Raw genomic sequence first — 23,919 nt, 5'->3', positions numbered from 1 at the left:
CACGCCACTCTCCGGGGGCCGAAGAGTGGCGTAGGTGGCAGGCTAGCTGCTCTGGGCTGGTTTACGCCAGGTCAAAACGATCCAGGTTCATCACTTTGTTCCAGACGGCGACAAAATCACGCACGAAGCTCGCCCGGGCATCTACGCTGCCATACACTTCGGCTAAGGCGCGCAGTTGTGAATGAGAACCGAAAATCAGATCGACACGCGTTGCCGTCCATTTCAGTTCGCCGGAGTTGCGATCGCGCCCTTCAAACACGCCGTTACCCGCCGGTTTCCACTCGGTACCCATATCCAGCAGATTGACGAAGAAGTCGTTAGTCAGCGCCTGCGGATGCTGGGTGAATACGCCATGACGGCTTTGACCCACATTAACATCCAGCACGCGCAGGCCGCCTAACAGCACCGTCATTTCTGGCGCGCTCAGAGTAAGCTGTTGCGCTTTATCCACCAGTAATGCTTCAGGCGCCAGGCTGTAGTTCCCTTTCTGATAGTTACGAAAGCCATCGGCGATCGGTTCCATAACCTCAAAAGAGTCAACGTCGGTTTGCTCTTGCGAGGCATCCATACGGCCCGGTGTAAACGGAACCTGAACCGGATGCCCGGCATTGCGCGCCGCTTCTTCCACGCCAGCACAACCCGCCAGAACAATCAGGTCGGCCAGTGAAACCTTTTTGTTGCCGGGTTGCGCGGCGTTAAATGCCGTGCGGATGTTTTCAAGGCTTTGTAATACTTGCGCCAACTGTGCCGGTTGGTTAACTTCCCAGTCTTTCTGCGGCGCCAAACGTATGCGAGCGCCGTTTGCCCCGCCGCGTTTATCAGAACCGCGGAAGGTAGAAGCAGAAGCCCAGGCCGTCGCCACTAACTGCGAACCAGGTAAACCGGTTGCCAGAATTTTGCTCTTCAGACTCTCAATGTCTAATTCATCAATCAACACATGGTCGACCGCTGGAATCGGATCTTGCCAAATCAGCTCTTCCGTCGGCACTTCCGGGCCGAGATACAGCGCACGCGGGCCCATATCACGGTGAGTCAGCTTAAACCATGCACGGGCAAAAGCATCCGCAAACTCTTGCGGGTTTTCATAGAAGCGGCGTGAGATTTTTTCATAGGCCGGATCAAACCGCAGCGAAAGGTCGGTGGTGAGCATGGTCGGCACATGGCGTTTAGTTGTGTCATGCGCGTCCGGGATTTCACCGGCGCCGGCGCCATCTTTCGGCTGCCATTGATGGGCGCCCGCCGGGCTTTTGGTCAGTTCCCATTCGTAGCCGAACAGGTTCTGGAAAAAGTAATTACTCCACTGCGTCGGCGTTTGCGTCCAGGTCACTTCCAGGCCGCTACCAATCGTATCGCCGCTATGACCGCTGCCAAAGGCGCTTTTCCAGCCTAAACCCTGTTGTTCAATACCGGCTGCTTCCGGTTCGACACCAACCAACGCTGCATCACCCGCGCCGTGCGTCTTACCAAAAGTATGGCCACCTGCGATTAGCGCCACGGTTTCTTCGTCGTTCATCGCCATACGGGCGAAAGTGTCACGAATATCACGCGCGGCGGCAATTGGGTCGGGATTGCCGTTCGGCCCTTCGGGGTTAACGTAGATCAGCCCCATTTGTACCGCCGCCAGCGGTTTTTCCAGATCGCGCTCGCCAGAATAACGTTTGTCGCCGCCCAGCCAGGTGGTTTCGGTTCCCCAATAGACATCCTCTTCCGGCTCCCAGACATCGGCACGTCCACCGGCGAAGCCAAAGGTCTTGAACCCCATGGATTCCAGAGCCACGTTACCGGTCAGGATCATCAGGTCGGCCCAAGAAATCTTACGGCCATATTTTTGCTTGATCGGCCATAACAGGCGGCGCGCCTTATCAAGGTTAACGTTATCAGGCCAACTGTTAAGCGGAGCAAAGCGTTGCTGACCCGCTCCAGCGCCGCCACGGCCATCACCGGTACGATAAGTCCCGGCGCTGTGCCAGGCCATACGAATGAACAACGGGCCATAGTGACCAAAGTCTGCCGGCCACCAGGATTGAGAATCGGTCATCAGCGCGTGCAAATCTTTTTTCACCGCTGCCAAATCAAGGCTATTAAATGCCTCAGCATAGTTAAAGCCCGCTTCCATTGGATCGGAAAGGGAAGAGTGCTGATGCAGAATTTTTAGGCTGAGTTGGTTTGGCCACCAATCACGATTAGTGGTGCCGCTTGGTGAGGTCGGTTTATTTCCGTTGCCGGAAAAAGGGCATTTGCTTTCAGTGCTCATACGTCGCTACCTGTGCTCAATATGCCTTGCCTTACCGGATATCCACCGTCCGGAATCGCCGCTGGCATGGAGTGATGAAAGGATGTCGTCGGGCTCGTGACATTGTACCGAACCGTATTTTTAAAATGTCGGATACAGTTTTCGGCGTTAAATAACCCTGCAATCTTAAGAAGTTTAGCGACGGATCGATAATCGTAACGGATGAATATTGTGATAGCTGTTAGCTATCTTGATAGAGGATAAGGAAAAGAGGAACGCTACCCGACATTTCCGTGCAGCGCCTGCTCGGTTAGCCACAGGCGCGTATCAAATTCGAGCTGATGATAGTGTGGCTCCATGTGACAACAGAGCTGATAAAACGCTTTGTTATGCTGTTTCTCTTTTATATGCGCCAATTCATGAACCACAATCATACGCAGAAAAGCTTCCGGCGCCTGTTTAAAAATGGTCGCTACGCGAATCTCCGCCTTGGCTTTGAGCTTGCCGCCTTGCACGCGTGAGACCGCGGTGTGGAGCCCTAGCGCATGCTTCATCACTTTAATTTTGTTGTCGTAAGCGACCTTGTTCAGCGGCGCGGCATTGCGTAGGTGACGGTTCTTCAGGTCAAGCGCATACGCATATAAGGCTTTATCGCTGTTAATTGCATGCGTGTCGGGATAGCGCTTTTGCAGCACTTCGCCCAAACGTTGTTGGTCGATCAGAACTTGCACCTGCGTGAGCAGCGTTTCCGGATAGCCTTGTAGATAAATTAATGACGACATTGGGTGACCCTGGCAAAAAGAGCATTATCCCCGGCAACTCGAACTATTTAGGGTATACTTGCGTCCCCGTTTGCGGGAGCAGAGACGCAGAAAGTGTACCACGCCGGAGATTCCATGAGCCAACTTGAACTGAGCAACCGCACGCTAACGTTGCAGCGCTTCCCAGCAATGAATGAAGAGAGCCCATTACAGGCCTGGGACGCGACAGATGAATATCTCTTGCAACAAACGCTGCCAGCCGTCGATCGCGGCCCGTTGCTGGTTTTTAATGACAGCTTCGGCGCGTTGGCCTGCGCGTTAAGCGAACGTCCGTTGTTCAGCGTTAGCGACTCATGGATTAGCCAACAGGCGACGCGCCAAAACCTGCGTCTTAACGGGCTAAATGAGGATAATGTAACGCAGCTTGATAGCCTGGCCGCGTTACCGCAGGCGCCCGGTTGTGTCTTAATTAAAATTCCTAAAACGCTGGCGCTGTTAGAGCAGCAGTTACGCGCATTGCGTGAAGTGGTGACGCCGGATACGGTGATTATCGCCGGAGCCAAGGCGAAAGACGTGCACCGTTCGACCTTGCAACTGTTTGAAACGATTCTGGGTGAGACCAAAACCTCGCTGGCGTGGAAAAAGTCGCGTCTGGTATATAGTCACTTTAGCGCGCCGGCGCTAACATCACAGGCGGAAACGCTGGTCTGGCCATTGGAAGGTAGCGCCTATCAGATCCATAATCACGCCAACGTTTTTTCGCGCAGCGGGTTGGATATTGGCGCACGTTTTTTTATGCAACATCTACCGGAAAATATTGCCGGAGAAATTGTCGATTTGGGTTGCGGAAACGGCATCATCGGCCTGCTGGCGCTGGAGAAAAATCCGCAGGCGGAAGTGCATTTTGTGGATGAGTCGTGGATGGCGGTCGCCTCCAGTCGTATCAATGTTGAAACCAACCGCCCGGCCGATTTGGCACGCAGCCATTTCAGCGTCAACAATGCGTTAAGCGGTTTTCCACCAGACCGGCTCCATGCTGTATTGTGTAATCCGCCGTTTCATCAACAACATGCCCTGACTGACCATATTGCCTGGCAGATGTTGCGCGATGCGCGCCGTTGCCTGCAATATGGCGGCGAGTTACGTATCGTCGGTAATCGTCATCTCGATTATTATCGCAAAATGAAAAAACTCTTCGGCAACTGTACCACGGTGGCAAGTAACCAGAAGTTTGTGATTTTACGCTCGGTGAAACTGCGTTAATCGTGCTGCGGAACCTTGTTCGGCTCCGCTTAGCCAAGGTTTAATGCCAACTCAGTGCCTTGCGCAATCGCCCGGCGGGCGTCAAGCTCCAGCGCCACGTCGGCCCCGCCAATAATATGCAGCGGCTTACCTTGCTGGCGTAACGCTTCAACCAAGGTACGGTTGGGCTCCTGACCGGCGCAAATCACCACATTATCCACCGCTAATACCAGCGGTTCGCCATCGCGCAGCAGATGCAAACCTTCATCATCGATGCGCTGGTAGTGTATGCCGCCCCACATTTTCACGCCGTGCGCCTGCAGGCTGGCGCGATGGATCCAACCGGTAGTTTTGCCTAATGTCGCGCCGGGTTTGCCCGCTTTACGCTGAAGTAACCAAATTTGCCGCTGGCTGGCGGGAAGGCGCGGGTGCGTTAGGCCGCCACGGTGTTGTAAGGTGGTATCAATTCCCCATTCGGCACAAAACTCAGCCACTGCTTGTTGGCCGTCACGCGGTGCCTGACACAGATATTCAGCGGTATCAAAACCAATGCCGCCTGCGCCAATAATCGCCACGCGCTTGCCGACCGGCTGCTTATCACGCAGCACGTCAAGATAGCTCAGCACTTTAGGATGATCGATACCTTCAATCGCCGGGAGGCGGGGCAAAATGCCGCTGGCAAGAATCACTTCATCAAATGCCGCTAACATTTCGCTCTCCACCCATTGATTTAGACGTAGCGTCACGCCGTGTAGCACCATCTGGCGCCGAAAATAGCGTAGCGTTTCGTTGAACTCCTCCTTGCCGGGGATTTGCCGGGCAATATTGAACTGACCGCCGATCTCGCTGGCGGCATCAAATAGTGTGACGTGATGACCGCGCTGCGCGGCGTTAACCGCGAAGGCCATTCCGGCCGGGCCTGCGCCGATTACCGCCAACGATTTGGCCTGTTGCGCCGGTTGTATCGGCATCAGGGTTTCATGGCAGGCGCGGGGGTTCACCAGGCAGGAGGTCACTTTTCCGGCAAAAATCTGGTCAAGGCAGGCCTGGTTACACCCAATGCAGGTATTGATCTCATCGACGCGACCTTCCTGAGCTTTACGCACGAATTCGGCATCGGCCAGTAGCGGGCGCGCCATGGAAACCATATCGGCACAACCCTCATCCAGCAGCGTCTGCGCGACGGCCGGGTGGTTGATGCGGTTGGTGGCGATCAACGGTAGAGAGAGATGCTGGCGTAGCTCACGTGTCACCCAGCCAAAGGCCGCACGTGGCACTGAGGTGGCAATGGTGGGGATGCGCGCCTCATGCCAGCCGATGCCGCTATTAATTAACGTCGCGCCCGCCTCTTCAATGGCGCGGGCGAGGGTGATGGTCTCCGCCAACGTGTTGCCCTCGTCCACTAAGTCGATCATTGACAGGCGATAGATAATAATAAAATCACCACCAACCGCCTGGCGGACCGCGCGCACAATATCAACGGCGAAGCGCATACGACGCGAAAAATCGCCGCCCCATTCATCCTCCCGTCGATTGGTGCGTGGAGTAAGGAACTGGTTAATTAAATAGCCCTCCGACCCCATAATTTCTACGCCGTCATAGCCCGCTTGCTGCGCTAATTTCGCACAACGCGCGAAATCGCTAATCAGCGTGAGGATTTGATCGTGCGTCAACGCGTGCGGTTGAAAAGGGTTGATCGGCGCCTGGAGCGCTGAGGGCGCAACCAGCCCCGGCTGATAGCTATAGCGGCCTGCGTGCAGAATTTGCAGGGCGATTTTTCCCTCCGCCTGGTGTACCGCGTCGGTGACCGTCCGATGACCCGCTAATTGACGCTCATGATTAAGGACCGAGCCGCCAGCGATCACCACACCTTCCGGTGAAGGGGCAATTCCACCGGTGACAATCAGCGCTACGCCAGCGCGCGCACGTTCGGCATAAAAGGCCGCCAGCCGCGCCGGGCCATCGGAATGTTCTTCCAGCCCGGTATGCATTGAGCCCATCAATACGCGATTTTTGAGCCGGGTAAACCCCAAGTCCAGCGGGTCAAACAGAGAAGGCGTGGAACGCGACATACTGCTCACCGTGAATGTAATAAAAATGTTATGTGGTCGGATGAGTTGACTGTAGCCGTTGGGATAAAGAAAGAAAGGGGAGAGCGAATAAGCTGTGAGGCGGGTCATAAAAGTGCATCAAAGCCAAGATTTCCGTTCGGCGAGTCTGTAATGTTTATGGCGCTAACGTTATCGGTAACATTGCTCTGTAACTCTAATTTCGGTGATCTGTTTCACATTTTAATAGTGGCGAAAACGGTTTCATGTGCCACAGACTGTAACGCTACGAGGTTATCATCGTCATGAACGTTGAAACGCAATCCTGCATGATTAAGGGAAAAGAAGAGGTCGAGGTCATTACCCAGCAGCTCGACTACGATGGCACCGGCACCCTGGTGCGAATTACGCGCGGCGGTATTTGTGGTTCCGATTTGCACTATTACCAGGAAGGTAAGGTCGGAAGCTATGAAGTGAAAATGCCGATGATCCTCGGCCATGAAGTGATTGGCTATGTGGTGAAAAGCGACGATCCGGCGCTGAAACCCGAGCAAAAAGTCGCCATCAATCCCTCGAAACCCTGCGGTCAGTGTAAATATTGCCTGGCGGGCGAAGAGAACCAATGTACCACCATGCGCTTTTTTGGCAGCGCAATGTACACCCCGCACGTCGATGGGGGGTTTACGCAATATAAAGTGGTTGCCAGTAATCAATGCATTCCTTTTGCCAGCGAAGCGGATGACAAGGTGATGGTTTTCGCCGAGCCGCTGGCGGTTTGTATTCACGCCGCCAACCAGGCGGGCGAACTGCGCGATAAGACGGTGTTCATCTCGGGCGTTGGGCCAATTGGTTGCCTGATCGCGGCAGCGGCAAAAGCCCACGGCGCGCGCGAAATCATCTGTACTGACCTGAGCGAGCGAGCGCTTGATCTGGCGAAGCAGATGGGCGCTACCGCGACATTGCACGCCGCCAGCGGTGATTTTTCGCCTTATCTGGCCGAGAAAGGCTATTTTGACGTGGCGTTTGAGGCATCGGGGCACCCGGCATCACTCCAGCGTTGCCTGGAGGTCACTCGCGCCAGAGGGACATTAGTTCAGGTTGGCATGGGCGGCGCGGTTCCTGCATTTCCGCTAATGACGCTGATCGCCAAAGAGATCAAGCTGGTGGGATCTTTCCGTTTTACCCATGAATTCAATACCGCCGTCGAGTGGTTGGGCAACGGCACGGTGAACCCGTTACCGCTATTTAGCGGTGAGTACCATTGGCAGGATATTGATGCGGCGCTGGTTTTTGCCGGCGATAAGCAACAGGCCGCCAAAGTGCAGTTGACGTTCTGAGGATGACAAACAAATGAGTGCTCTTTTTTCGTTAGAGAATAAACGTGCGCTGGTAACCGGATCCGGTCGTGGTATCGGTTTTTTACTGGCGCGCGGGCTGGCGGAAGCTGGCGCAGAAGTAATTATTAATGCCACTACTCAACAGGGCGCGGAACGGGCGGCGGCGCAACTGCGTGATGACGGGCATCGTGCGCATGCGCTGGCGTTTGATGTGACGCAATCATCGGCGGTGCAGGCGGCGGTCGAACGTATTGAGGAAGAGATTGGCGCCATTGATATTTTGGTGAACAACGCTGGTATTCAGCGCCGTCGGCCATTTTTAGAGTTTCCGGAACAAGACTGGAATGAGGTCATCGCCGTCAATCAAACCGCGGTGTTCCTCGTCTCGCAGGCCGTGGCACGCAAAATGGTGGCGCGCAAGCAAGGGAAAATTATCAATATCGGCTCAATGCAAAGCGAGCTAGGCCGCGACACTATCACGCCCTATGCAGCCTCGAAAGGCGCAGTCACGATGCTGACTCGCGGCATGTGCGTCGAATTGGCGCGTCACAATATCCAAGTCAATGGTATTGCGCCGGGTTATTTCAAAACGGAGATGACCCAGGCGCTGGCCGATGATGCCGACTTTACTGCCTGGCTCACCAAACGGACGCCCGCCGCTCGTTGGGGCGATCCACAGGAATTGATTGGCGCGGCGGTGTTTCTGGCCTCAAAAGCGGCTGATTTTGTGAACGGCCACCTGCTTTTTGTCGATGGCGGCATGCGTGTTGCCGTGTAAACAACTAGATTTTTTATCACCTGTACATCCTAAAAGGAAACCAACATGCCAATTACAATAATAGCGATAGGCGTCGTGTTATTACTGGTGTTGATGATTGTCTTCAAGGTCAACGGTTTTATTGCTCTGGTCTTCGTCTCGGCGATTGTCGGGGTGGCCGAAGGTATGACGCCGTTGGAAGTGGTGGCCTCGATCCAGAAAGGCATTGGCAGTACGCTGGGCGGGCTGGCGATGATCTTGGGTTTTGGCGCCATGCTTGGAAGACTGGTCTCAGACACTGGCGCGGCGCAGCGCGTCGCCACAACGCTGATTGCCGCATTTGGTAAAAAACATCTGCAATGGGCATTGGTGTTAACCGGCTTGATTGTTGGTCTGGCCATGTTTTATGAAGTCGGTTTTGTTCTATTGCTTCCGCTGGTGTTTACCATCGTGGCGGCGGCACAAATGCCGTTGCTGTATGTCGGCGTACCTATGGTTGCAGCCCTGTCGGTGACACACTGCTTCCTGCCGCCGCATCCCGGCCCAACGGCGATTGCCACCATCTTTAACGCTAACCTCGGCACCACCTTGCTGTATGGCATGATCATTACCATTCCTACGGTGATCATCGCCGGGCCGATCTTCTCGCGCTTTTTGAAAAGCTTTGAAAGAAAGCCGCCGGAAGGGTTATTCAATCCGACCATCTTCAAAGAAGAGGAGATGCCGGGCTTCTGGATCAGTATCTTCGCGGCAATAATCCCGGTGATCCTGATGGCAATTTCGGCCGTGTGCGAACTGACGATGCCGAAAGAAAATGCCGTACGCCAATTCTTCGAGTTTGTCGGGAACCCGGCGGTTGCGCTGTTTATTGCGATTGTGGTGGCGGTGTTTACCCTCGGGCTGCGTAATGGTCGTAAGATGGACGAAGTGATGGACATCTGCGGTGATTCAATTGGCGCGATCGCGATGATCGTGTTTATTATCGCCGGCGGCGGTGCCTTTAAACAGGTGCTGGTGGATAGCGGCGTTGGCAACTATATCGCGGATATGATGAAAGGCTCTTCGCTGTCGCCCTTATTGATGTGCTGGACGGTAGCGGCGATGCTGCGTGTGGCGTTGGGCTCGGCAACGGTTGCCGCCATTACTACTGCCGGGATTGTCACGCCGATTATCGCCGTGACCCATACCGATCCGGCGTTGATGGTGCTGGCGGTCGGCTCGGGGAGTGTGATCGCGTCACACGTTAACGATCCGGGGTTCTGGCTGTTCAAAGGGTATTTCAATCTAAGCGTGGTTGATACGCTGAAAACCTGGACGGTGCTGGAAACCTTGATCTCTTTCCTTGGCCTGGCAGGTGTATTGATCCTCAACGTGATAATTCACTAATCAAAACAGCGGGGGCCGGGTTTCACCGGCCCCAGCTTCTTTCACTTAATCTCGCCGTCCAATCCAAGAAAAACGCGATGCATAACCGTGGTTAAAATGCGTATTGCGCCGGTAGCTGGCATTGGGTTCCGCCATGCAATAGGTACAAACCTCAAGGACATCAATTTGCCGGGCAGGAATACCGGCCTGTTGCAGCATTTGTCGACCTAGCCCGGCTAAATCAAACCAAACACCGCTATTATTGCCGCAGGCCTGTGGACGAACCGCGTGTGGATTAAGCGGCTGCATCTCCTGCCACGTTGGCGTGATCACCCGTGGATTCTCCTGCATCTTATCCAGCACATCGCGGCCTAATTCGTAACAGCATGGCCCGATTGCCGGGCCGATCGCCGCGTATAGGCTATCTGCGGTGGCGCCAAGCGTGAGCAGACGCTCCACCGCGCTACCTATCACGCCAGCCAGTGCGCCTTTCAGTCCGGCATGTACTGCCGCGACGTGACGTTGACGCGTATCGGCAATTAAAATGGGCAGACAATCGGCGGTATACACCGCGACCGGGCGTGTGGTGATGCTAATGACGCCATCGGCTTCATGACTTTTGGGCGGGAAGGCTTCGGCATCGAGTACCACGGTAGCGGTGTGGCGTTGATGCGCAAAGGCGGTGTGTTCCGCCGGTCTTTCACCTGCCGGTAAAAACGCATGTTCTACCCAACCTAACGAGTCCAGCAGGGCAGAAGAGCGTGAATGTGTCGCGCTATGCATACATTTTTTCTCCCAACACGCATTTCTGACGATTTGTTCCCGATACGTTACGCGTTAAATGCTACATTTTTAAAGCTTTTTGTGGCGGCGTCATTGTGACAATGCTTTTCCCTTTCCGTTGAGAGCAAAAAGGATGAAAAAAATGAACAAAGTTTCGCTCTGTGGCGCATCGGTAGTGATGCTGTTGACGCTGGCTGGTTGTGCGCAAAATGCTGAGCAGCAGGCAACCGACCAGCTCAATCAACAATCGGTGATGGCGTTAAACTGGTTCCAACAATCGGGCGAATATCAGGCGCTGGCATATCAGGCGTTTAACTTTGCCACGCTCGCCTTCGATAACGCGCCATCGCTGACCGGGAAACCGAAAGCGGTGGTGGTCGATCTGGATGAAACCATGATTGATAACAGTGCCTATAGCGCGTGGCAAGTCAAAGCCGGTAAGCCGTTTGCGGATGATACCTGGTCTCGTTGGACGCAGGCGCGTCAGGCGACGGCGATCCCCGGCGCTGTCAGTTTCGCGCAATATGTTAATAGCCACGGCGGTACCATGTTCTATGTTTCGAATCGTAGTAAAAACGATTACGCCGCCACGGTTGAGAACCTACAGCGCCTTGGCTTTCCGGGCGTTAATCAGAAAACCGTACGTCTGAGTAGCGACAGTTCCAATAAGCAGACGCGCTTTGACGCGATTAAGGCCGAAGGCTACAACGTTGTGCTGTATATCGGCGATAACCTGAATGATTTCGGCGGCGCGACCTGGCACCAAGGCAACCCGCAGCGCCGCAGCTTTGTAAGTCAGAACCATCGGTTGTTTGGCACCCAATTTATTATATTGCCTAACCCGTTGTATGGTGATTGGGAAAGCGGCCTTGCCGATGGGTATAACAAACTCTCGTCGCAACAGAAATTACAAACGCGCGCGGCGAACTTAAAAGCCTGGGATGGCAAATAATTCTCGCCGCCAACTTCACTGTAAGTATCGGCCTGGCAGCAGGATGATTGCAGCGCGGCTTAATTTAGCCCGGCTTTATCAAGGCCAAACGCGGCATCAGAGGATCCTGGAACGGTCTGAAAGGCGACGCTCAGACGGTTCCAGCCATTAATCCCCACCACCAGGAAGGTGAGATCGGAAATCTCGCGCTCGGTGAATTGTTCACGTACCTGGGTATACACCGCATCGGAAACGCCATGTGGTGAAAGCGTGGTGAGCGCTTCGGTCCAGGCGAGCGCCGCGCGTTCACGCGGGGAAAACAGTGTGGATTCGCGCCAGATCGCGATATGGTGCAAACGCAGTTCACGCTCCCCGTGAATCTTCGCTTCCTTTACATGCATATCCAGACAGAAGCCGCAGCCATTGATTTGTGAGGCGCGGATAGTCACTAAATCAGACACTTCGCTAATCACCGGCACCGTGCGCAATGAGGTGCTGAAATCGAGATATTTTTTTGCCAGTGCCGGGGAAACTTTAAAATAATCCAGACGTTGACTCATGTTATTTACCTTATTGAGAGAACCAAACGGGCCGCATTCCGCGCCTGCACGTGATGACTTCTGGCGATCGCCCGCCGTAAACTTCCTGTTCGCGTTCGATAATGTCGCCTAATGGACTAAGGTAATAGAGCCAAAAACGGGTATTTTGTATGGGCCAAGTTGTATCAGCGAAGAACGAAACGGATTTAGATCGCGGCAATACCAACACGATTCAATAGCGCAAATGTGGCCCTGAAGTGGTAAGCCAGAGGGCGCTGACCACTTTCTCTCCGCCATTCCTCCACCGCTAAACGCATCGTGCCAATTGCCACCATCGCCGCTATTTTCAACGCGGGGCGAGAACCTGGCTCGGGCCATAATTCAATAAGGGCGGTAAATACCCCTTCTTCCATTTCAACAAACAGGGTTTGCTTGCGTAGCTTGAGCGTATTGCTTGATTGCATGATGCGATCGACCATGATTGAACGCTCATCTTCGTACAACTCGGTAAGCTTCAAAAGACAATTAAACGCAGCATCTAACGGAGCTTGTTGTGTTGATTCTTCTAACATCAATGGGCGTAAAGCCTCAAAAAATTCTTCACCTTGCCAGTACTGTAAAATTTCATCCTTGGTCTTGAAATAATGAAAAAAGGTGCGCGGAGAGATACCTGAAGCGGCGGCTATCGCTTCCAGCGTGGTGGCGTCGTAGCCCAGTTCCAGGAACAGTTTTAGGCCCGTTTCGGCAATACGCTGTAGCGTTTCGCGTCGTTTTCGTTCACGAAGACCTTCTTTGCGGGGCTGTTCTGGTTCAGTGTTAGAGGTTCGTGCCATAGATCATACCTTGTATTTTTGCAGTCACTGCAATATATTTATGCAGTGACTGCAGTATTTTTGTTTCCATAAAATCTTACTGCTCTAGTTTGCTCATCCCACCCTTTATTCACAAGGATTCTGCAATGACTAAGCAAAAAGTATGGTTTATCACCGGTTCATCGCGTGGATTTGGCCGCGTTTGGGCCGAAGCAGCATTACAGCGTGGTGATAAAGTTGTCGCAACCGCACGTAATATAAAATCTTTAGCGGGATTGGTCGAAAGTTATGGGGACGCTGTTTTGGCCCTGCAGCTTGACGTGACGGACCGTGGTGAAGTTTTTAAAGTCGTTAATCAAGCACATAAGCATTTTGGTCGATTAGACGTCATTTTGAGTAATGCGGGATATGGGCTTATAGGTGCGGTTGAAGAAGTATCACTTGAGGATGTAAGAGCGAATTTTGAGACCAATGTTTTTGGCACATTATCCGTTATTCAGGCCGCGCTGCCATTATTACGTCTCCAGGGAGGAGGCCATATACTCCCGGTTTCGAGTATCGGGGGAGTGGTTACTTTCCCGACTGTCGGATTATATCAGGCATCTAAGTATGCCGTGGAAGGTATGGCTGAGACGCTGGCTTCGGAAGTGGGTAGTTTTGGTATCAATGTTACCCTGATTGAGCCCGGCGCATTTACCACTGACTTTATGAGTGACGCGTCGATCAAACATGCGGTGCCAATCACGCATTACGATGCATTGCGTGAAAGTTTATATACGCTGTTCACTCCCGAGGTGTTTGGCGATCCTAACGCGACTTCTGAAGCTATTTTAGCCGTGGTGGATTCCCCTAATCCTCCTCTTCGTTTGTTATTGGGGTCGATGTCTTTGCCTATCATTCGTGAAGTTTATGCAGAGCGTTTAGCAACATGGGATAAATGGGCTGAGGTTTCAAACGCGGCTCAAGGTAACTCTCATCGTGGACAATAACGCGATCATTAATCAGCCATGGTCCATGGCTAAAATAGCGTAATGGGTACCCAACCCATTCTTTTATAGAGTTGGGTATTGGTATTTGCCGCTGATAAATAATCAGCAAATGGGATTTTGATTCATGATTTTTCTCTAATCATATCGATCAGCGCACGCAAACTGGCAGGCATATGGCGGTTAGCCGGAAACCAAAGACACAGGCCGGGAATGGGGGGACACCAGGGTTCCAGAACGGTGACCAGACGGCCATCATTTAGCGCGGCCCGGGCATGAACGGCTGGTATATAAGCGATTCCGAGCCCTTTAATCGCTGCGTCTACCATCAATGGTGAACTGTTCAACGTCAAGGTTCCGGGAACATCCAGCGTGATGCTTTGCCCATGACGGGAAAACTCCCAGCGGTAACGTTTGCCGCTGGGTAGACGTTGGCGAATGCATTGATGCTGCGCCAGATCGTCTGGCACGTTGGGGGCTGGATGGCGCGCCAGATACGATGGAGCAGCGACTGTTAGGAAGCGTACATCCTCGCCAAAACGCACCGCCACCATATCGGCAGGCACATCTTCTGCCAGCCGGATACCCGCATCAAATCCCTCGGCGACAATATCGACCAGTTTGCCATCCACTACCAAGTCCAGCGCCACGCCTGGATAACGCGCCATATAGCCCGGCACAATGGTGTGTAGCAATTGGTGAATGGCTTCTTCGCCGCCATTAATTCGTAGCGTGCCAAGCAATTGTCCTTGCGTATCCGCAACTTCCTCCAGCGCCTGCTCAAGGCCACTCAGATGGGGTGAAATACGGCGTAATAATTCTTCACCGGCTTCGGTCAGGGCCACGCTGCGCGTCGTGCGATGCAATAAGCGAACGCCCAGACGCGCCTCCAGCCCACGAATGGCATGGCTTAGCGTAGACCGGGTAACGCCAGACAAATCGGCTGCGCGGCGAAAACTGCGTTGCTGCGCCACCGCCATAAACGCTTTTAGATCAGAAAGCGTTGGACTTTTAATTGGTGATTTCATTTCACCTCTTTATGCAATTTGTTGCGCCTTATCATACCAATCATAGTGCCATAACCTATGTGAGTGGTTAATTCCTTTCGTGGAGAACAATGATGAGCAACAAAACGTGGTTTATTACCGGTACCTCGACCGGCCTCGGGCGATTGATGACGGAGCGTCTGCTGGCGCGCGGCGATAACGTGATCGCCACCTTGCGTAAGCCCGGCGCGTTGGATAGTTTGATAGCGCAATATGGTGAGCAATTGCATGTCCTGTTACTCGACATGACGGATACGGCCTCTCTACGCCGTGTCGTACAGCAGGCGTTCGGGCACGCCATGCGTATTGATGTGCTGGTCAGTAACGCCGGATACGGGTTGTTCGGCGCCTCGGAAGAGGTTAGCGATGCGCAGATTGACCGCCAAATTGCGACCAATCTTACCGGCCCGATCCAGCTTATTCGCGCAGCATTGCCCTATCTGCGTCAGCAGGGAGGAGGGCGTATTGTTCAGATCTCATCTGAAGGCGGGCAGATGGCGTGGCCAAATTTCAGCCTGTATCATGCCACCAAATGGGGTATTGAAGGATTTATTGAGTCTGTTGCCCAGGAAGTTGCGCCATTTGGCATTGATTTTTTGATCGCCGAACCAGGGCCGACGGAAACTAATTTCGCTAGTGGAGTAGATATGGCCGAACCGATGGCCTGTTATGACAACACGCCTGCCGGTGAAGTGCGCAGAGGGCTGGCAAATGGAAGTATTGCTATTAATGGTGATGCCGCTAAAACAGTGGAGGCGATCATTACCGCAACAGATGCAGATGCGCCGCCTTTCCGTCTGGCTTTGGGCAGCAAGGCGTACCACTCAATTCGCGCGGCATTAAATACCCGCTTAGATGTTCTTGAAGAAAACCGGGCAGTGGCGATGAGTGTGGATAAGGGGGAGTGAAGGGTACAGAATCACGCTTTGAATAACAGCAGGCAAACAACGTTGTGAACGAGTTTGGGGGAGGTAAGTGCTTGTCAAAATATGAGTTTAATTTAGCAAAAGAGCCATCTTAAGCTGACTCTGGTGAGTGGGGTTTTAATTATATTCATCAATAACTTACCTTTCACCTAAGGGCTTCATAACAACTTGTAAAAGAAAGTCGTGCCGTCCAATGTTCCTGCCGAACTGCGGGCGAACTGTGGGATCTGGCCTGCTTCCTGATAACCCGCTTTCCGATACAAAATAGATGCCGTGTCGCCGGTGCGCGTATCCAATACCAATAGGGTGCGCTGATTAGCCAGCGCCTGACGTTCGACTTCTGCCATTAATTGCTGAGCAATGCCGCGCTGACGAAAGGCCGTATGCACCATCAGTTTTTCCACTTCGGCACGGTGACTGCCGTTTTTCTTCGGGCAATAGCTAATCTGCACGGCACCTGCGATACGTCCCGTTTCACGCGCGACCAATAATGTACGAGTGCCCTCTGCCAGATCGGCTGCCATACCTTGCCAGTAACGTTCCGCTTCCCCGGCTTCCAGTGGCGCAAGAAAACCAACGGATGCACCACTTTCCACGCAATCATTTAATAAGGCGACTAATTGATCATGGCTTTCTGATAGGCTGAGTAATGACTCAATCTTCATTATGTCCTCGTGGTATCTCATCGGCTAATTACCAGGAAGCTCAACGGCAACCGATTATCTGATCACTGCTTTCTTTCTGCAGGCCACAGTAGCACTGGTGGCGTATCGTGTCAGCATTCTGTTTCTTAATGGCAAACGATTTCGAGTTAGGTACAGTAATAGTTAGCTAGTTCCATTAGCTAACTATTAGCGCTAACTAGTTTGTGTTATAGGGAATGTTATTTGTACGTTGGAGAAATAATTTTCTTATAAATTTTGTTAGTGGCTTCTCGATATATTTAAAAGACGCACAACCGAAAACTATAGAGCTGAGTGTAAGTATCAGCCCAAACTCCCACCCTTTTTTTATTGCAATCCAGCTAAGAGATGAAAATGCGATATGCGTTAAATATATACTGTAAGAAGCATCTCCTAAGTAGCTAAAAAAACGCTGAAGCGGAGAATCTTTGAAATCAGTGTTAAGCAGAAGATAAAAAGTTACACATGTCAATACGATAAGGCTAACCTTTTCATTATAAATGTTTTTTAATAAGCTTAACCCAATTAATATCAAAAAAATAATGTAAGGGCAGTACTTTTTAAGGTTAGAATCTATGTTTATTTTTCGCACGTAAAATAATGAAGCACCTACCGCAAAACATATATTTATTAGATCAGATACTATATAGGGAAGAAAAACCCATCTGTGCCTTCCTGGTCCAAATAATGAATTTATCGTTAAAAATGAGATAAAAAATAAAACTATTAAGAAAGTGGGTATTTTTCTTACTTCTATGAAAACTAATAACAGCGCGAAAATGATATAGAAAAAAACTTCATAAACTAAACTCCATGCAGTAGCCAAGGGGGTGGCAAAATTTTCACCATTAAATAGTGGTGGTATAAGAGAAAATGCATGTATATATTCTAGGCTATTTTTTGGTATATAATTAAGTCGTATTAACCAAGGAAATGAGCTTTTAGTTAGAAAGTAAAATAAAATAAAAAACAAGGTCCAAAAAATATATATTGGATAGATTCTGCTAATTCTATCTTTAATAAAATGTAGAGGTGTTTTGTCTCCTCTGTGGCATGATAACATCATTACATACCCACTAATGCAGAAGAAGAAGTATACTGAAAAATCACCAATAAATGATGTGTTAAGGTGTTTAAATATAAAGGATTCGGGATAGATGCTTTTTAATTGAGGTATGTATAAATGATGGAAAACAACCAATATTGCCGCTATTCCCCTTCCGATTTGAATATTTGTTAGTTTCATTTTATAAATCAGAGCTAGTAAGTTGAGTTTACAGTAAAAGATAAACTATCAGAGTTATGTTATGTCTCATGTAGACGTTTATGAATGTACTTTCTAAACTAAGGTGGAAGCCTCTCTTAATACCCCCTTTTAGTGGCGTATAGAGAAGTCGTTACAAACTTAACAGTTAACATTGCTATTTTAGGAATCTTACTATAAGTGAAGGCTGGAACACTTAATCTACTGTAACTGGCCTAACCAAGCTATTTATTTTGTACAAATAACGAACACAGTCGATAAGTTCACAAAAAATCTTATTTAACCTCCAGCCAAAAAAAGTTTCTTACTGAGACACCTACTATCAATGGCTAAAAAAGTCAATAGATATAATGGGTTGTGCCTTCTTTTTTTTAAGATTTGGTGGCCCCTGCTGGACTTGAACCAGCGACCAAGCGATTATGAGTCGCCTGCTCTAACCACTGAGCTAAGGGGCCTGCGGGGCGGGATTATAAAGGAACTCGCCGTTTCAATCCAGCAATACGCGACCGGTTGATGCTTTTTAAAGCAATTGCCCGATGGCGAAACCCTCTGAATCCTAAAGCATTATCGAATAGCGCTGATTCAAGCTGCCAGTGGAGGCGGCTTATTTTGCACATTTGCGCCAACTTAGGTGAGCACAGGTGCAAAACCGCCATTTTCCTCTGTATCAGGCTTTGAATATGATGGTTGTAATAATTATGATGGGTAAAAGCTGTCAATAAGGCCGTAATGTCGAAGAAGACGCGCGGCGTGGAGAAAATAATGGAAGCACTTAATCATAAAGCTCGCACCCGGCAACGTATTCTGGCAGAAGCCGCCGTCGCAATGCGTGAACAGGGAACCGAGGGAATTGGTGTTGCGGCGTTAATGAAGCGGGCTGGCCTAACGCACGGCGGTTTTTATGCTCACTTTGCCTCGCGCGATGATTTAGTGGCGAATGTCATTGCGTATATCTTTGAGCAGACGCTGGAAAAACTTCGCAGCAGCCTGCAATCGGATACCGCAGAAGGGCTCAGCCAGTTTATTGATGCTTACCTCTCAATGGCAGTTCGTAATGCGCCGGGTGAGAGTTGCCCGCTCCCGGCGTTATCTGGCGAGGCCGCGCGTTTATCCAGAACCGCTCGCGATAATTTTGCCAATGGCGTAACACAAATGCAGGCGCTATTAGCTAAATGCCTAACTACGCTGAGATTACCGCAGCCCGACGTACTGGCGGTCTCAATGTTGTCGGAAATGATTGGCGCAATGGCGTTAGCCCGCGCTTGCCCGCATGAGCAACATGCGGAGCATATATTGTTGGTGTCGCGTCAGAGCATTAAACACCGTGTTGGCCTCGGCGAAAATATCACGGCAGGATAAGATGGAAAATCACAGCGATAACGCGATTACCGATATTCTCGCACCCGGCTTGCGGGTGGTATTTTGTGGCATCAATCCGGGTAAATCATCGGCCCATAAAGGGTTTCATTTCGCTCATCCCGGTAACCGTTTCTGGAAAACCATTTGGCTGGCCGGGTTTACCACGCGCTTGCTGAAGCCGGAAGAAGAAATGGCGCTGTTAGATACCGGTTGTGGGATCACGATGCTGGTCGAGCGTCCAACCCAGCAAGCAACGGAGTTGACTTCAGAAGAGTTACGCACTGGCGGCAAGGTATTGATAGAAAAAATAGAACGCTATCAACCGCAAGCGCTGGCTATTTTGGGCAAGGAGGCATTTAAACGGGCTTTTGGTCAACGCCGGGTGGAGTGGGGCAAACAGCCAGTGACCCTTGGCGCTACGGAAGTATGGGTGTTGCCCAATCCGAGCGGCCTGAATCGCGCCTCTTTAGAAGAGATGGCAGCGGCATACCGTCAGTTGGATACCGCACTGGCAGTGCGTGGGCGCTAGCGTTTGATAATAAAAAAGGCTTCCAGAGGGAAGCCTTTTATGCAACTGCGGAAGGCGATTAGTCGTCGAGGAAGCTACGCAATACTTCCGAACGGCTCGGGTGACGCAGTTTACGCAACGCTTTCGCTTCAATCTGGCGAATACGCTCACGGGTAACATCAAACTGCTTACCGACTTCTTCCAGCGTATGGTCGGTATTCATATCAATACCAAAGCGCATACGCAGCACCTTCGCTTCACGCGCGGTTAAACCGGCTAACACATCATGCGTCGCAGAACGTAGGCTTTCCGAGGTGGCGGAATCCAGCGGCAGTTCCAGCGTGGTGTCTTCAATAAAATCACCCAGATGTGAATCTTCATCATCACCAATCGGCGTCTCCATAGAGATGGGCTCTTTAGCGATTTTCAGCACCTTGCGGATCTTATCTTCCGGCATCAGCATCCGCTCGGCCAACTCTTCCGGCGTCGGCTCACGTCCCATTTCTTGCAGCATCTGGCGTGAAATACGGTTGAGTTTATTAATCGTCTCAATCATATGCACCGGAATACGGATGGTACGCGCCTGGTCAGCGATAGAACGCGTGATCGCCTGACGAATCCACCAAGTGGCATAGGTGGAGAACTTATAGCCGCGACGGTATTCAAACTTATCCACCGCTTTCATCAGGCCAATGTTACCTTCCTGAATCAGGTCGAGGAACTGCAAGCCACGGTTGGTATATTTCTTCGCGATCGAAATCACCAAACGTAAGTTCGCTTCCACCATCTCTTTCTTCGCCCGGCGCGCTTTCGCTTCGCCGATTGACATGCGACGGTTGATGTCTTTGACCTGCTCGATGGTCAAACCGGTCTCTTCTTCAATCTGCAACAGTTTCTGGCGGCTACGTTGAACGTCATCGGCCACTTCATGCAGTTTTTCCGACCACGGTTTATTCATCGCCAGCGCGGCCTGGAACCAAGTTTCGCTGGTTTCATTACCGGTAAACAGCGTAATGAAGTTTTTCTTCGGCATTTTGCACAGTTCAACACAGAGTTTCATAATGATGCGTTCTTGGGTACGAACGCGATCCATCATGGCACGCATATTGTTGACCAGATAATCAAACTGCTTCGGCACCAGACGGAACTGTTTGAAAACATCAGACAGGTTCTGGATCTCAGCCAGCGCATCAGCATGGCTGCGGCCTTTCGCTTTAATCACCGTACGAGTGGTTTCGTACTGATCGCGCAGCTCGACGAATTTCTCGCGCGCTAACTCTGGATCGATACTGTTATCATCGTCAGAGCTGTCGTCATCGCTATCTTCATCTTCCTCATCGTCATCGTCGCGCTCTTCGGCAGAGAGCTCGGAACCTACGTGCGTGGCGGTAGGCGCCATATCCTCTTCAGCGTTCGGATCGACAAAGCCGGTAATCAGATCGGAAAGGCGTGTTTCACCTGCCTCAACGCGATCATACTGTTCAAGCAGATAGGTGATGGCTTCTGGGTATTCAGCAACGGAGCATTGAACCTGATTGATACCGTCTTCGATACGCTTAGCGATGTCGATTTCGCCCTCACGCGTCAACAGTTCTACGGTACCCATTTCGCGCATGTACATGCGAACCGGGTCGGTGGTGCGCCCAATTTCAGATTCTACGCTGGATAACACCTGAGCTGCCGCTTCAGCCGCATCTTCGTCCGTATCAGCGCTGTTTTCGTTTAGCATCAGATCATCGGCATCAGGGGCTTCTTCCACCACCTGAATACCCATGTCGTTGATCATCTGGATGATGTCTTCGATCTGATCGGAGTCGACGATATCTTCCGGCAGATGGTCATTGACCTCGGCATAGGTCAGATAGCCTTGCTCCTTACCACGGGTGACAAGTAGCTTCAGCTGTGACTGCGGGTTTTGCTCCATAAGACGGTATCCACACTTCTGTTAATTTGTTAGGTGTCGGTCGGCCATTCTCAGCCAACAATAACAGTTGAAGGCTTTTAGGTTATTGCCGCTGCCTTCGTTGCGGCTTTCAGGTTCAATACCTGAATGATAATCGGCACTTAAGCCGCTGAATTCTGTTGCTTCACAGGCTAACGCCTGCTGGCATAATCATGTCGTTACTTCTTCGCCAGCGCCTGATTAAGCGACCACAACTCACGCCGTTCATCGGCATTTAGCCCCTGGGTGCGGTCACGGGCGATCAACTCTTCCTGACGCTGCTCCAGCGCGGCGTTGTACATGCTGGCCAGCGCGTCCTGAAACATGATGTCGACTTCTTCATCTACTATCATGTGGTTCCATGTTGCCAGGGTTTCAAGGTGCTGGCTAAATTTTGTTCCGCGATATAACTCTAGTAGCTGTCCGGTTGTCAGGCCAGGATTGGCGATGCAAGTATTTACTAACTCCACAAAAAGCGGCAGCCCTGCCATCCCCGATAACTCCAGCCCTTGCAATGAAGGCACCATCGCTGCGAGACGCGGATTTTGCACCAGCAAGCCAACCAGTATACGCATGGTGGTGCGTTTTAGCTGCGGCGGCGCGGCAGGCGCGTTCTTCTCAATCTGTTTTGGCAGCAGTTTTTCCAACTGGCTGTCATCCAAAATCCCCAGCTTGTTACCCAACTCCTGACGAAGATAGATACGTAACGTGTCGCCAGGGATCTGACTAATCAGCGGTAGCGCCAGCGTGCTAAGACGCGTACGCCCGTCGCGTGAACTCAAATCCACCTGCGGCAACAGCGAGTCAAACAGGAAAGTTGAGAGCGGCATCGCCTGTTCCATCCGCGCTTCGAAGGCTGCTTTACCCTCTTTACGTACCAACGTATCGGGGTCTTCGCCATCAGGTAGAAACATAAAGCGTAGCTGACGACCGTCATTCATGTAAGGTAATGCTGTTTCCAGAGCGCGCCATGCTGCTTCGCGGCCAGCCCGATCGCCGTCATAACAGCAAATCACATTATCCGTGCTGCGAAAAAGAAGCTGAATATGATCGGCGGTGGTCGAAGTGCCTAGCGAGGCTACGGCATAATCAATACCAAATTGCGCCAGCGCCACCACATCCATATATCCTTCCACCACCAGCAGCCGCGTTGGTTCAGGATGGTTTTTTTGCGCTTCATATAGGCCATAGAGCTGACGGCCTTTATGAAAAATATCGGTTTCCGGCGAGTTCAGATATTTTGGCGTACCATCGCCTAATACGCGACCGCCAAAGCCAATTACACGCCCGCGTTTATCGCGAATGGGAAACATCACGCGTTCACGAAAACGATCGTAACTGCGCCCTTGATCGTTGGTCACTAACATTCCGGCATCAATCAACGATTGGCGATCTTCCTGATTACGACCAAACCGCTTCAGCGCATTGTCCCAGCCGGCGGGCGCGAAACCAATCGCAAAATGTTCGACGACTTCATCGCTCAAACCGCGTTTTGCCAGATACTCTCTGGCCTGGGCCGCGCTGCTCTGCGTTAGCGCCTGTTGATAAAAGGTACTTAGCCCGCTCATTAACTGATACAGACTTTGGCGCTGATGACGCTCCAGTTGGCTTGGGCCGCTACCGCTTTCATACGGCACTTCCAGCCCGTAAAGCGTCGCGAGCTCTTCAATGCTTTCAACGAATTCCAGACGATCGTAATTCATCAGGAAATCAATAGCATTGCCGTGGGCGCCACAGCCGAAACAGTGATAAAACTGCTTTTCACCATTGACGGTGAAAGAGGGGGTTTTTTCGTTATGGAAGGGACAACATGCGTGATAGTTTTTGCCCTGCTTTTTTAATTTCACCCGAACATCGATCAGATCCACGATGTCCGTGCGAGCAAGCAAGTCATTGATAAATACGCGTGGAATTCGTCCAGCCATAAGCCCCGGTTGTTCAGCTCATAAACGACAACAAGCCGCGCTTCCTTTCGGAAAGCACGGCCTCTTAACATGACTCTGTCTGCGCTTAACACGCGCTGGAGGATAACCTCCGGAGGAAATTAGTACAGACGAGTGCGGCGTGCGTTTTCGCGAGCCAGTTTCTTCGCGTGGCGTTTAACTGCTGAAGCTTTTGCGCGCTTACGTTCGGTAGTCGGTTTTTCATAGAACTCACGACGACGAACTTCGGCCAGAACGCCTGCTTTCTCACAGGAACGCTTGAAGCGACGCAGTGCTACGTCGAACGGCTCGTTTTCACGTACTTTAATTACCGGCATGTAACTCTCACCTCGATAAAATTCGGTTTTGCGGCTGACGTCAGTGCCAGCTCATTTCAAAATGGTGCGGAATTCTACTCCAACACAGGCTGCGTTGTAAAGCACCATAGAAGAAGGAAACCAACAGAAGCGCCTGT

Annotated in this window: 21 protein-coding genes and 1 tRNA gene; 9 read left to right on the top strand and 13 right to left on the bottom strand. The window is 51.5% G+C overall.

Features of this window, described 5'->3' with window-relative positions; genetic code table 11:
• Nucleotides 1-61: 61 nt before the first annotated feature.
• Together katG and PMPD1_RS19405 are read right to left on the bottom strand one after the other, a co-directional pair.
• A complete protein-coding gene (gene katG, locus PMPD1_RS19410; protein ID WP_173635593.1) occupies nt 62-2,254 on the bottom strand; it encodes a catalase/peroxidase HPI in 2,193 nt (730 codons plus the stop codon).
• 257 nt (nt 2,255-2,511) lie between these two features.
• The gene (locus PMPD1_RS19405) at nt 2,512-3,015 is read right to left on the bottom strand and encodes a M48 metallopeptidase family protein (protein WP_173635592.1); all 504 of its coding nucleotides are present in this window, start codon (nt 3,013-3,015) and stop codon (nt 2,512-2,514) included.
• Between the two features lie 114 nt (nt 3,016-3,129).
• Here PMPD1_RS19405 and rlmG point away from each other — a divergent pair, with 114 nt between their 5' ends.
• On the top strand, nt 3,130-4,257 hold the full coding sequence (gene rlmG / locus PMPD1_RS19400; RefSeq protein WP_173635591.1) for a 23S rRNA (guanine(1835)-N(2))-methyltransferase RlmG: 1,128 nt from the start codon (nt 3,130-3,132) through the stop codon (nt 4,255-4,257).
• 29 nt (nt 4,258-4,286) lie between these two features.
• On the opposite strand, the gene PMPD1_RS19395 is transcribed toward rlmG, so the two are convergent.
• The gene (locus PMPD1_RS19395; protein WP_173635590.1) at nt 4,287-6,308 is read right to left on the bottom strand and encodes an NADPH-dependent 2,4-dienoyl-CoA reductase; all 2,022 of its coding nucleotides are present in this window, start codon (nt 6,306-6,308) and stop codon (nt 4,287-4,289) included.
• A gap of 281 nt (nt 6,309-6,589) precedes the next feature.
• Here PMPD1_RS19395 and idnD point away from each other — a divergent pair, with 281 nt between their 5' ends.
• From idnD to PMPD1_RS19380, 3 genes are read left to right on the top strand one after another with little or no spacing between them, the layout of a single operon-like run.
• The gene (idnD, locus tag PMPD1_RS19390; RefSeq protein WP_173635589.1) at nt 6,590-7,621 is read left to right on the top strand and encodes an L-idonate 5-dehydrogenase; all 1,032 of its coding nucleotides are present in this window, start codon (nt 6,590-6,592) and stop codon (nt 7,619-7,621) included.
• Nucleotides 7,622-7,634: 13 nt separating this feature from the next.
• On the top strand, nt 7,635-8,399 hold the full coding sequence (idnO, locus tag PMPD1_RS19385; RefSeq protein WP_173635588.1) for a gluconate 5-dehydrogenase: 765 nt from the start codon (nt 7,635-7,637) through the stop codon (nt 8,397-8,399).
• A 45-nt stretch (nt 8,400-8,444) separates the two neighbouring features.
• On the top strand, nt 8,445-9,764 hold the full coding sequence (locus PMPD1_RS19380; RefSeq protein ID WP_173635587.1) for a gluconate:H+ symporter: 1,320 nt from the start codon (nt 8,445-8,447) through the stop codon (nt 9,762-9,764).
• A 45-nt stretch (nt 9,765-9,809) separates the two neighbouring features.
• Here PMPD1_RS19380 and PMPD1_RS19375 read toward each other — a convergent pair whose 3' ends face one another.
• Nucleotides 9,810-10,526, bottom strand: coding sequence for a purine nucleoside phosphorylase YfiH/LACC1 family protein (locus tag PMPD1_RS19375; RefSeq protein ID WP_173635586.1), 717 nt, complete (start codon nt 10,524-10,526; stop codon nt 9,810-9,812).
• Between the two features lie 142 nt (nt 10,527-10,668).
• On the opposite strand from PMPD1_RS19375, the gene PMPD1_RS19370 reads away from it, so the two are divergent.
• Nucleotides 10,669-11,478, top strand: coding sequence for a 5'-nucleotidase, lipoprotein e(P4) family (locus tag PMPD1_RS19370; RefSeq protein ID WP_173635585.1), 810 nt, complete (start codon nt 10,669-10,671; stop codon nt 11,476-11,478).
• 59 nt (nt 11,479-11,537) lie between these two features.
• On the opposite strand, the gene PMPD1_RS19365 is transcribed toward PMPD1_RS19370, so the two are convergent.
• Both PMPD1_RS19365 and PMPD1_RS19360 read right to left on the bottom strand, forming a co-directional pair.
• A complete protein-coding gene (locus PMPD1_RS19365) occupies nt 11,538-12,017 on the bottom strand; it encodes a carboxymuconolactone decarboxylase family protein (RefSeq protein WP_173635584.1) in 480 nt (159 codons plus the stop codon).
• A gap of 185 nt (nt 12,018-12,202) precedes the next feature.
• Entirely contained in the window at nt 12,203-12,829 is a 627-nt protein-coding gene (locus tag PMPD1_RS19360; protein WP_173635583.1) for a TetR/AcrR family transcriptional regulator, read from the bottom strand.
• A gap of 125 nt (nt 12,830-12,954) precedes the next feature.
• Between PMPD1_RS19360 and PMPD1_RS19355 the strand changes: the two genes are divergently transcribed.
• Nucleotides 12,955-13,797, top strand: a complete 843-nt coding sequence (locus tag PMPD1_RS19355) for an SDR family NAD(P)-dependent oxidoreductase (RefSeq protein WP_173635582.1) — start codon at nt 12,955-12,957, stop codon at nt 13,795-13,797.
• 122 nt (nt 13,798-13,919) lie between these two features.
• Here PMPD1_RS19355 and PMPD1_RS19350 read toward each other — a convergent pair whose 3' ends face one another.
• Nucleotides 13,920-14,822 (bottom strand): LysR family transcriptional regulator, encoded by a 903-nt coding sequence (locus tag PMPD1_RS19350; protein WP_173635581.1) that lies wholly within the window; start codon nt 14,820-14,822, stop codon nt 13,920-13,922.
• Between the two features lie 92 nt (nt 14,823-14,914).
• Between PMPD1_RS19350 and PMPD1_RS19345 the strand changes: the two genes are divergently transcribed.
• A complete protein-coding gene (locus PMPD1_RS19345) occupies nt 14,915-15,748 on the top strand; it encodes an SDR family oxidoreductase (RefSeq protein WP_173636290.1) in 834 nt (277 codons plus the stop codon).
• A 176-nt stretch (nt 15,749-15,924) separates the two neighbouring features.
• On the opposite strand, the gene PMPD1_RS19340 is transcribed toward PMPD1_RS19345, so the two are convergent.
• The 3 genes from PMPD1_RS19340 to PMPD1_RS19330 form a co-directional block, all read right to left on the bottom strand.
• Complete coding sequence (locus tag PMPD1_RS19340; RefSeq protein ID WP_173635580.1) at nt 15,925-16,431, bottom strand: GNAT family N-acetyltransferase; 507 nt, start codon at nt 16,429-16,431, stop codon at nt 15,925-15,927.
• 196 nt (nt 16,432-16,627) lie between these two features.
• Entirely contained in the window at nt 16,628-17,695 is a 1,068-nt protein-coding gene (locus PMPD1_RS19335) for an acyltransferase family protein (protein ID WP_173635579.1), read from the bottom strand.
• Between the two features lie 397 nt (nt 17,696-18,092).
• Nucleotides 18,093-18,168: transfer RNA gene (locus tag PMPD1_RS19330), tRNA-Ile, on the bottom strand.
• Between the two features lie 307 nt (nt 18,169-18,475).
• Here PMPD1_RS19330 and PMPD1_RS19325 point away from each other — a divergent pair.
• On the top strand, nt 18,476-19,072 hold the full coding sequence (locus tag PMPD1_RS19325; RefSeq protein WP_173635578.1) for a TetR/AcrR family transcriptional regulator: 597 nt from the start codon (nt 18,476-18,478) through the stop codon (nt 19,070-19,072).
• Nucleotide 19,073: 1 nt separating this feature from the next.
• Nucleotides 19,074-19,601: a G/U mismatch-specific DNA glycosylase gene (gene mug, locus PMPD1_RS19320; protein WP_173635577.1), complete on the top strand. Its 528-nt coding sequence runs from the start codon at nt 19,074-19,076 to the stop codon at nt 19,599-19,601.
• A gap of 58 nt (nt 19,602-19,659) precedes the next feature.
• On the opposite strand, the gene rpoD is transcribed toward mug, so the two are convergent.
• The 3 genes from rpoD to rpsU form a co-directional block, all read right to left on the bottom strand.
• The gene (gene rpoD, locus PMPD1_RS19315) at nt 19,660-21,504 is read right to left on the bottom strand and encodes an RNA polymerase sigma factor RpoD (RefSeq protein WP_173635576.1); all 1,845 of its coding nucleotides are present in this window, start codon (nt 21,502-21,504) and stop codon (nt 19,660-19,662) included.
• Nucleotides 21,505-21,701: 197 nt separating this feature from the next.
• Nucleotides 21,702-23,447: a DNA primase gene (dnaG, locus tag PMPD1_RS19310; RefSeq protein WP_173635575.1), complete on the bottom strand. Its 1,746-nt coding sequence runs from the start codon at nt 23,445-23,447 to the stop codon at nt 21,702-21,704.
• Between the two features lie 119 nt (nt 23,448-23,566).
• Nucleotides 23,567-23,782 carry a 30S ribosomal protein S21 gene (rpsU, locus tag PMPD1_RS19305; protein ID WP_001144069.1) on the bottom strand — a complete coding sequence of 72 codons (216 nt, stop codon included), beginning with the start codon at nt 23,780-23,782 and terminating at the stop codon, nt 23,567-23,569.
• Nucleotides 23,783-23,919: the final 137 nt, after the last annotated feature.

It is taken from the genome of Paramixta manurensis (assembly GCF_013285385.1).
Lineage (GTDB): Bacteria > Pseudomonadota > Gammaproteobacteria > Enterobacterales > Enterobacteriaceae > Paramixta > Paramixta manurensis.
Note: the sequence above shows the minus strand (reverse complement) of the source record. Positions and strands in the feature narration are given on the sequence as shown.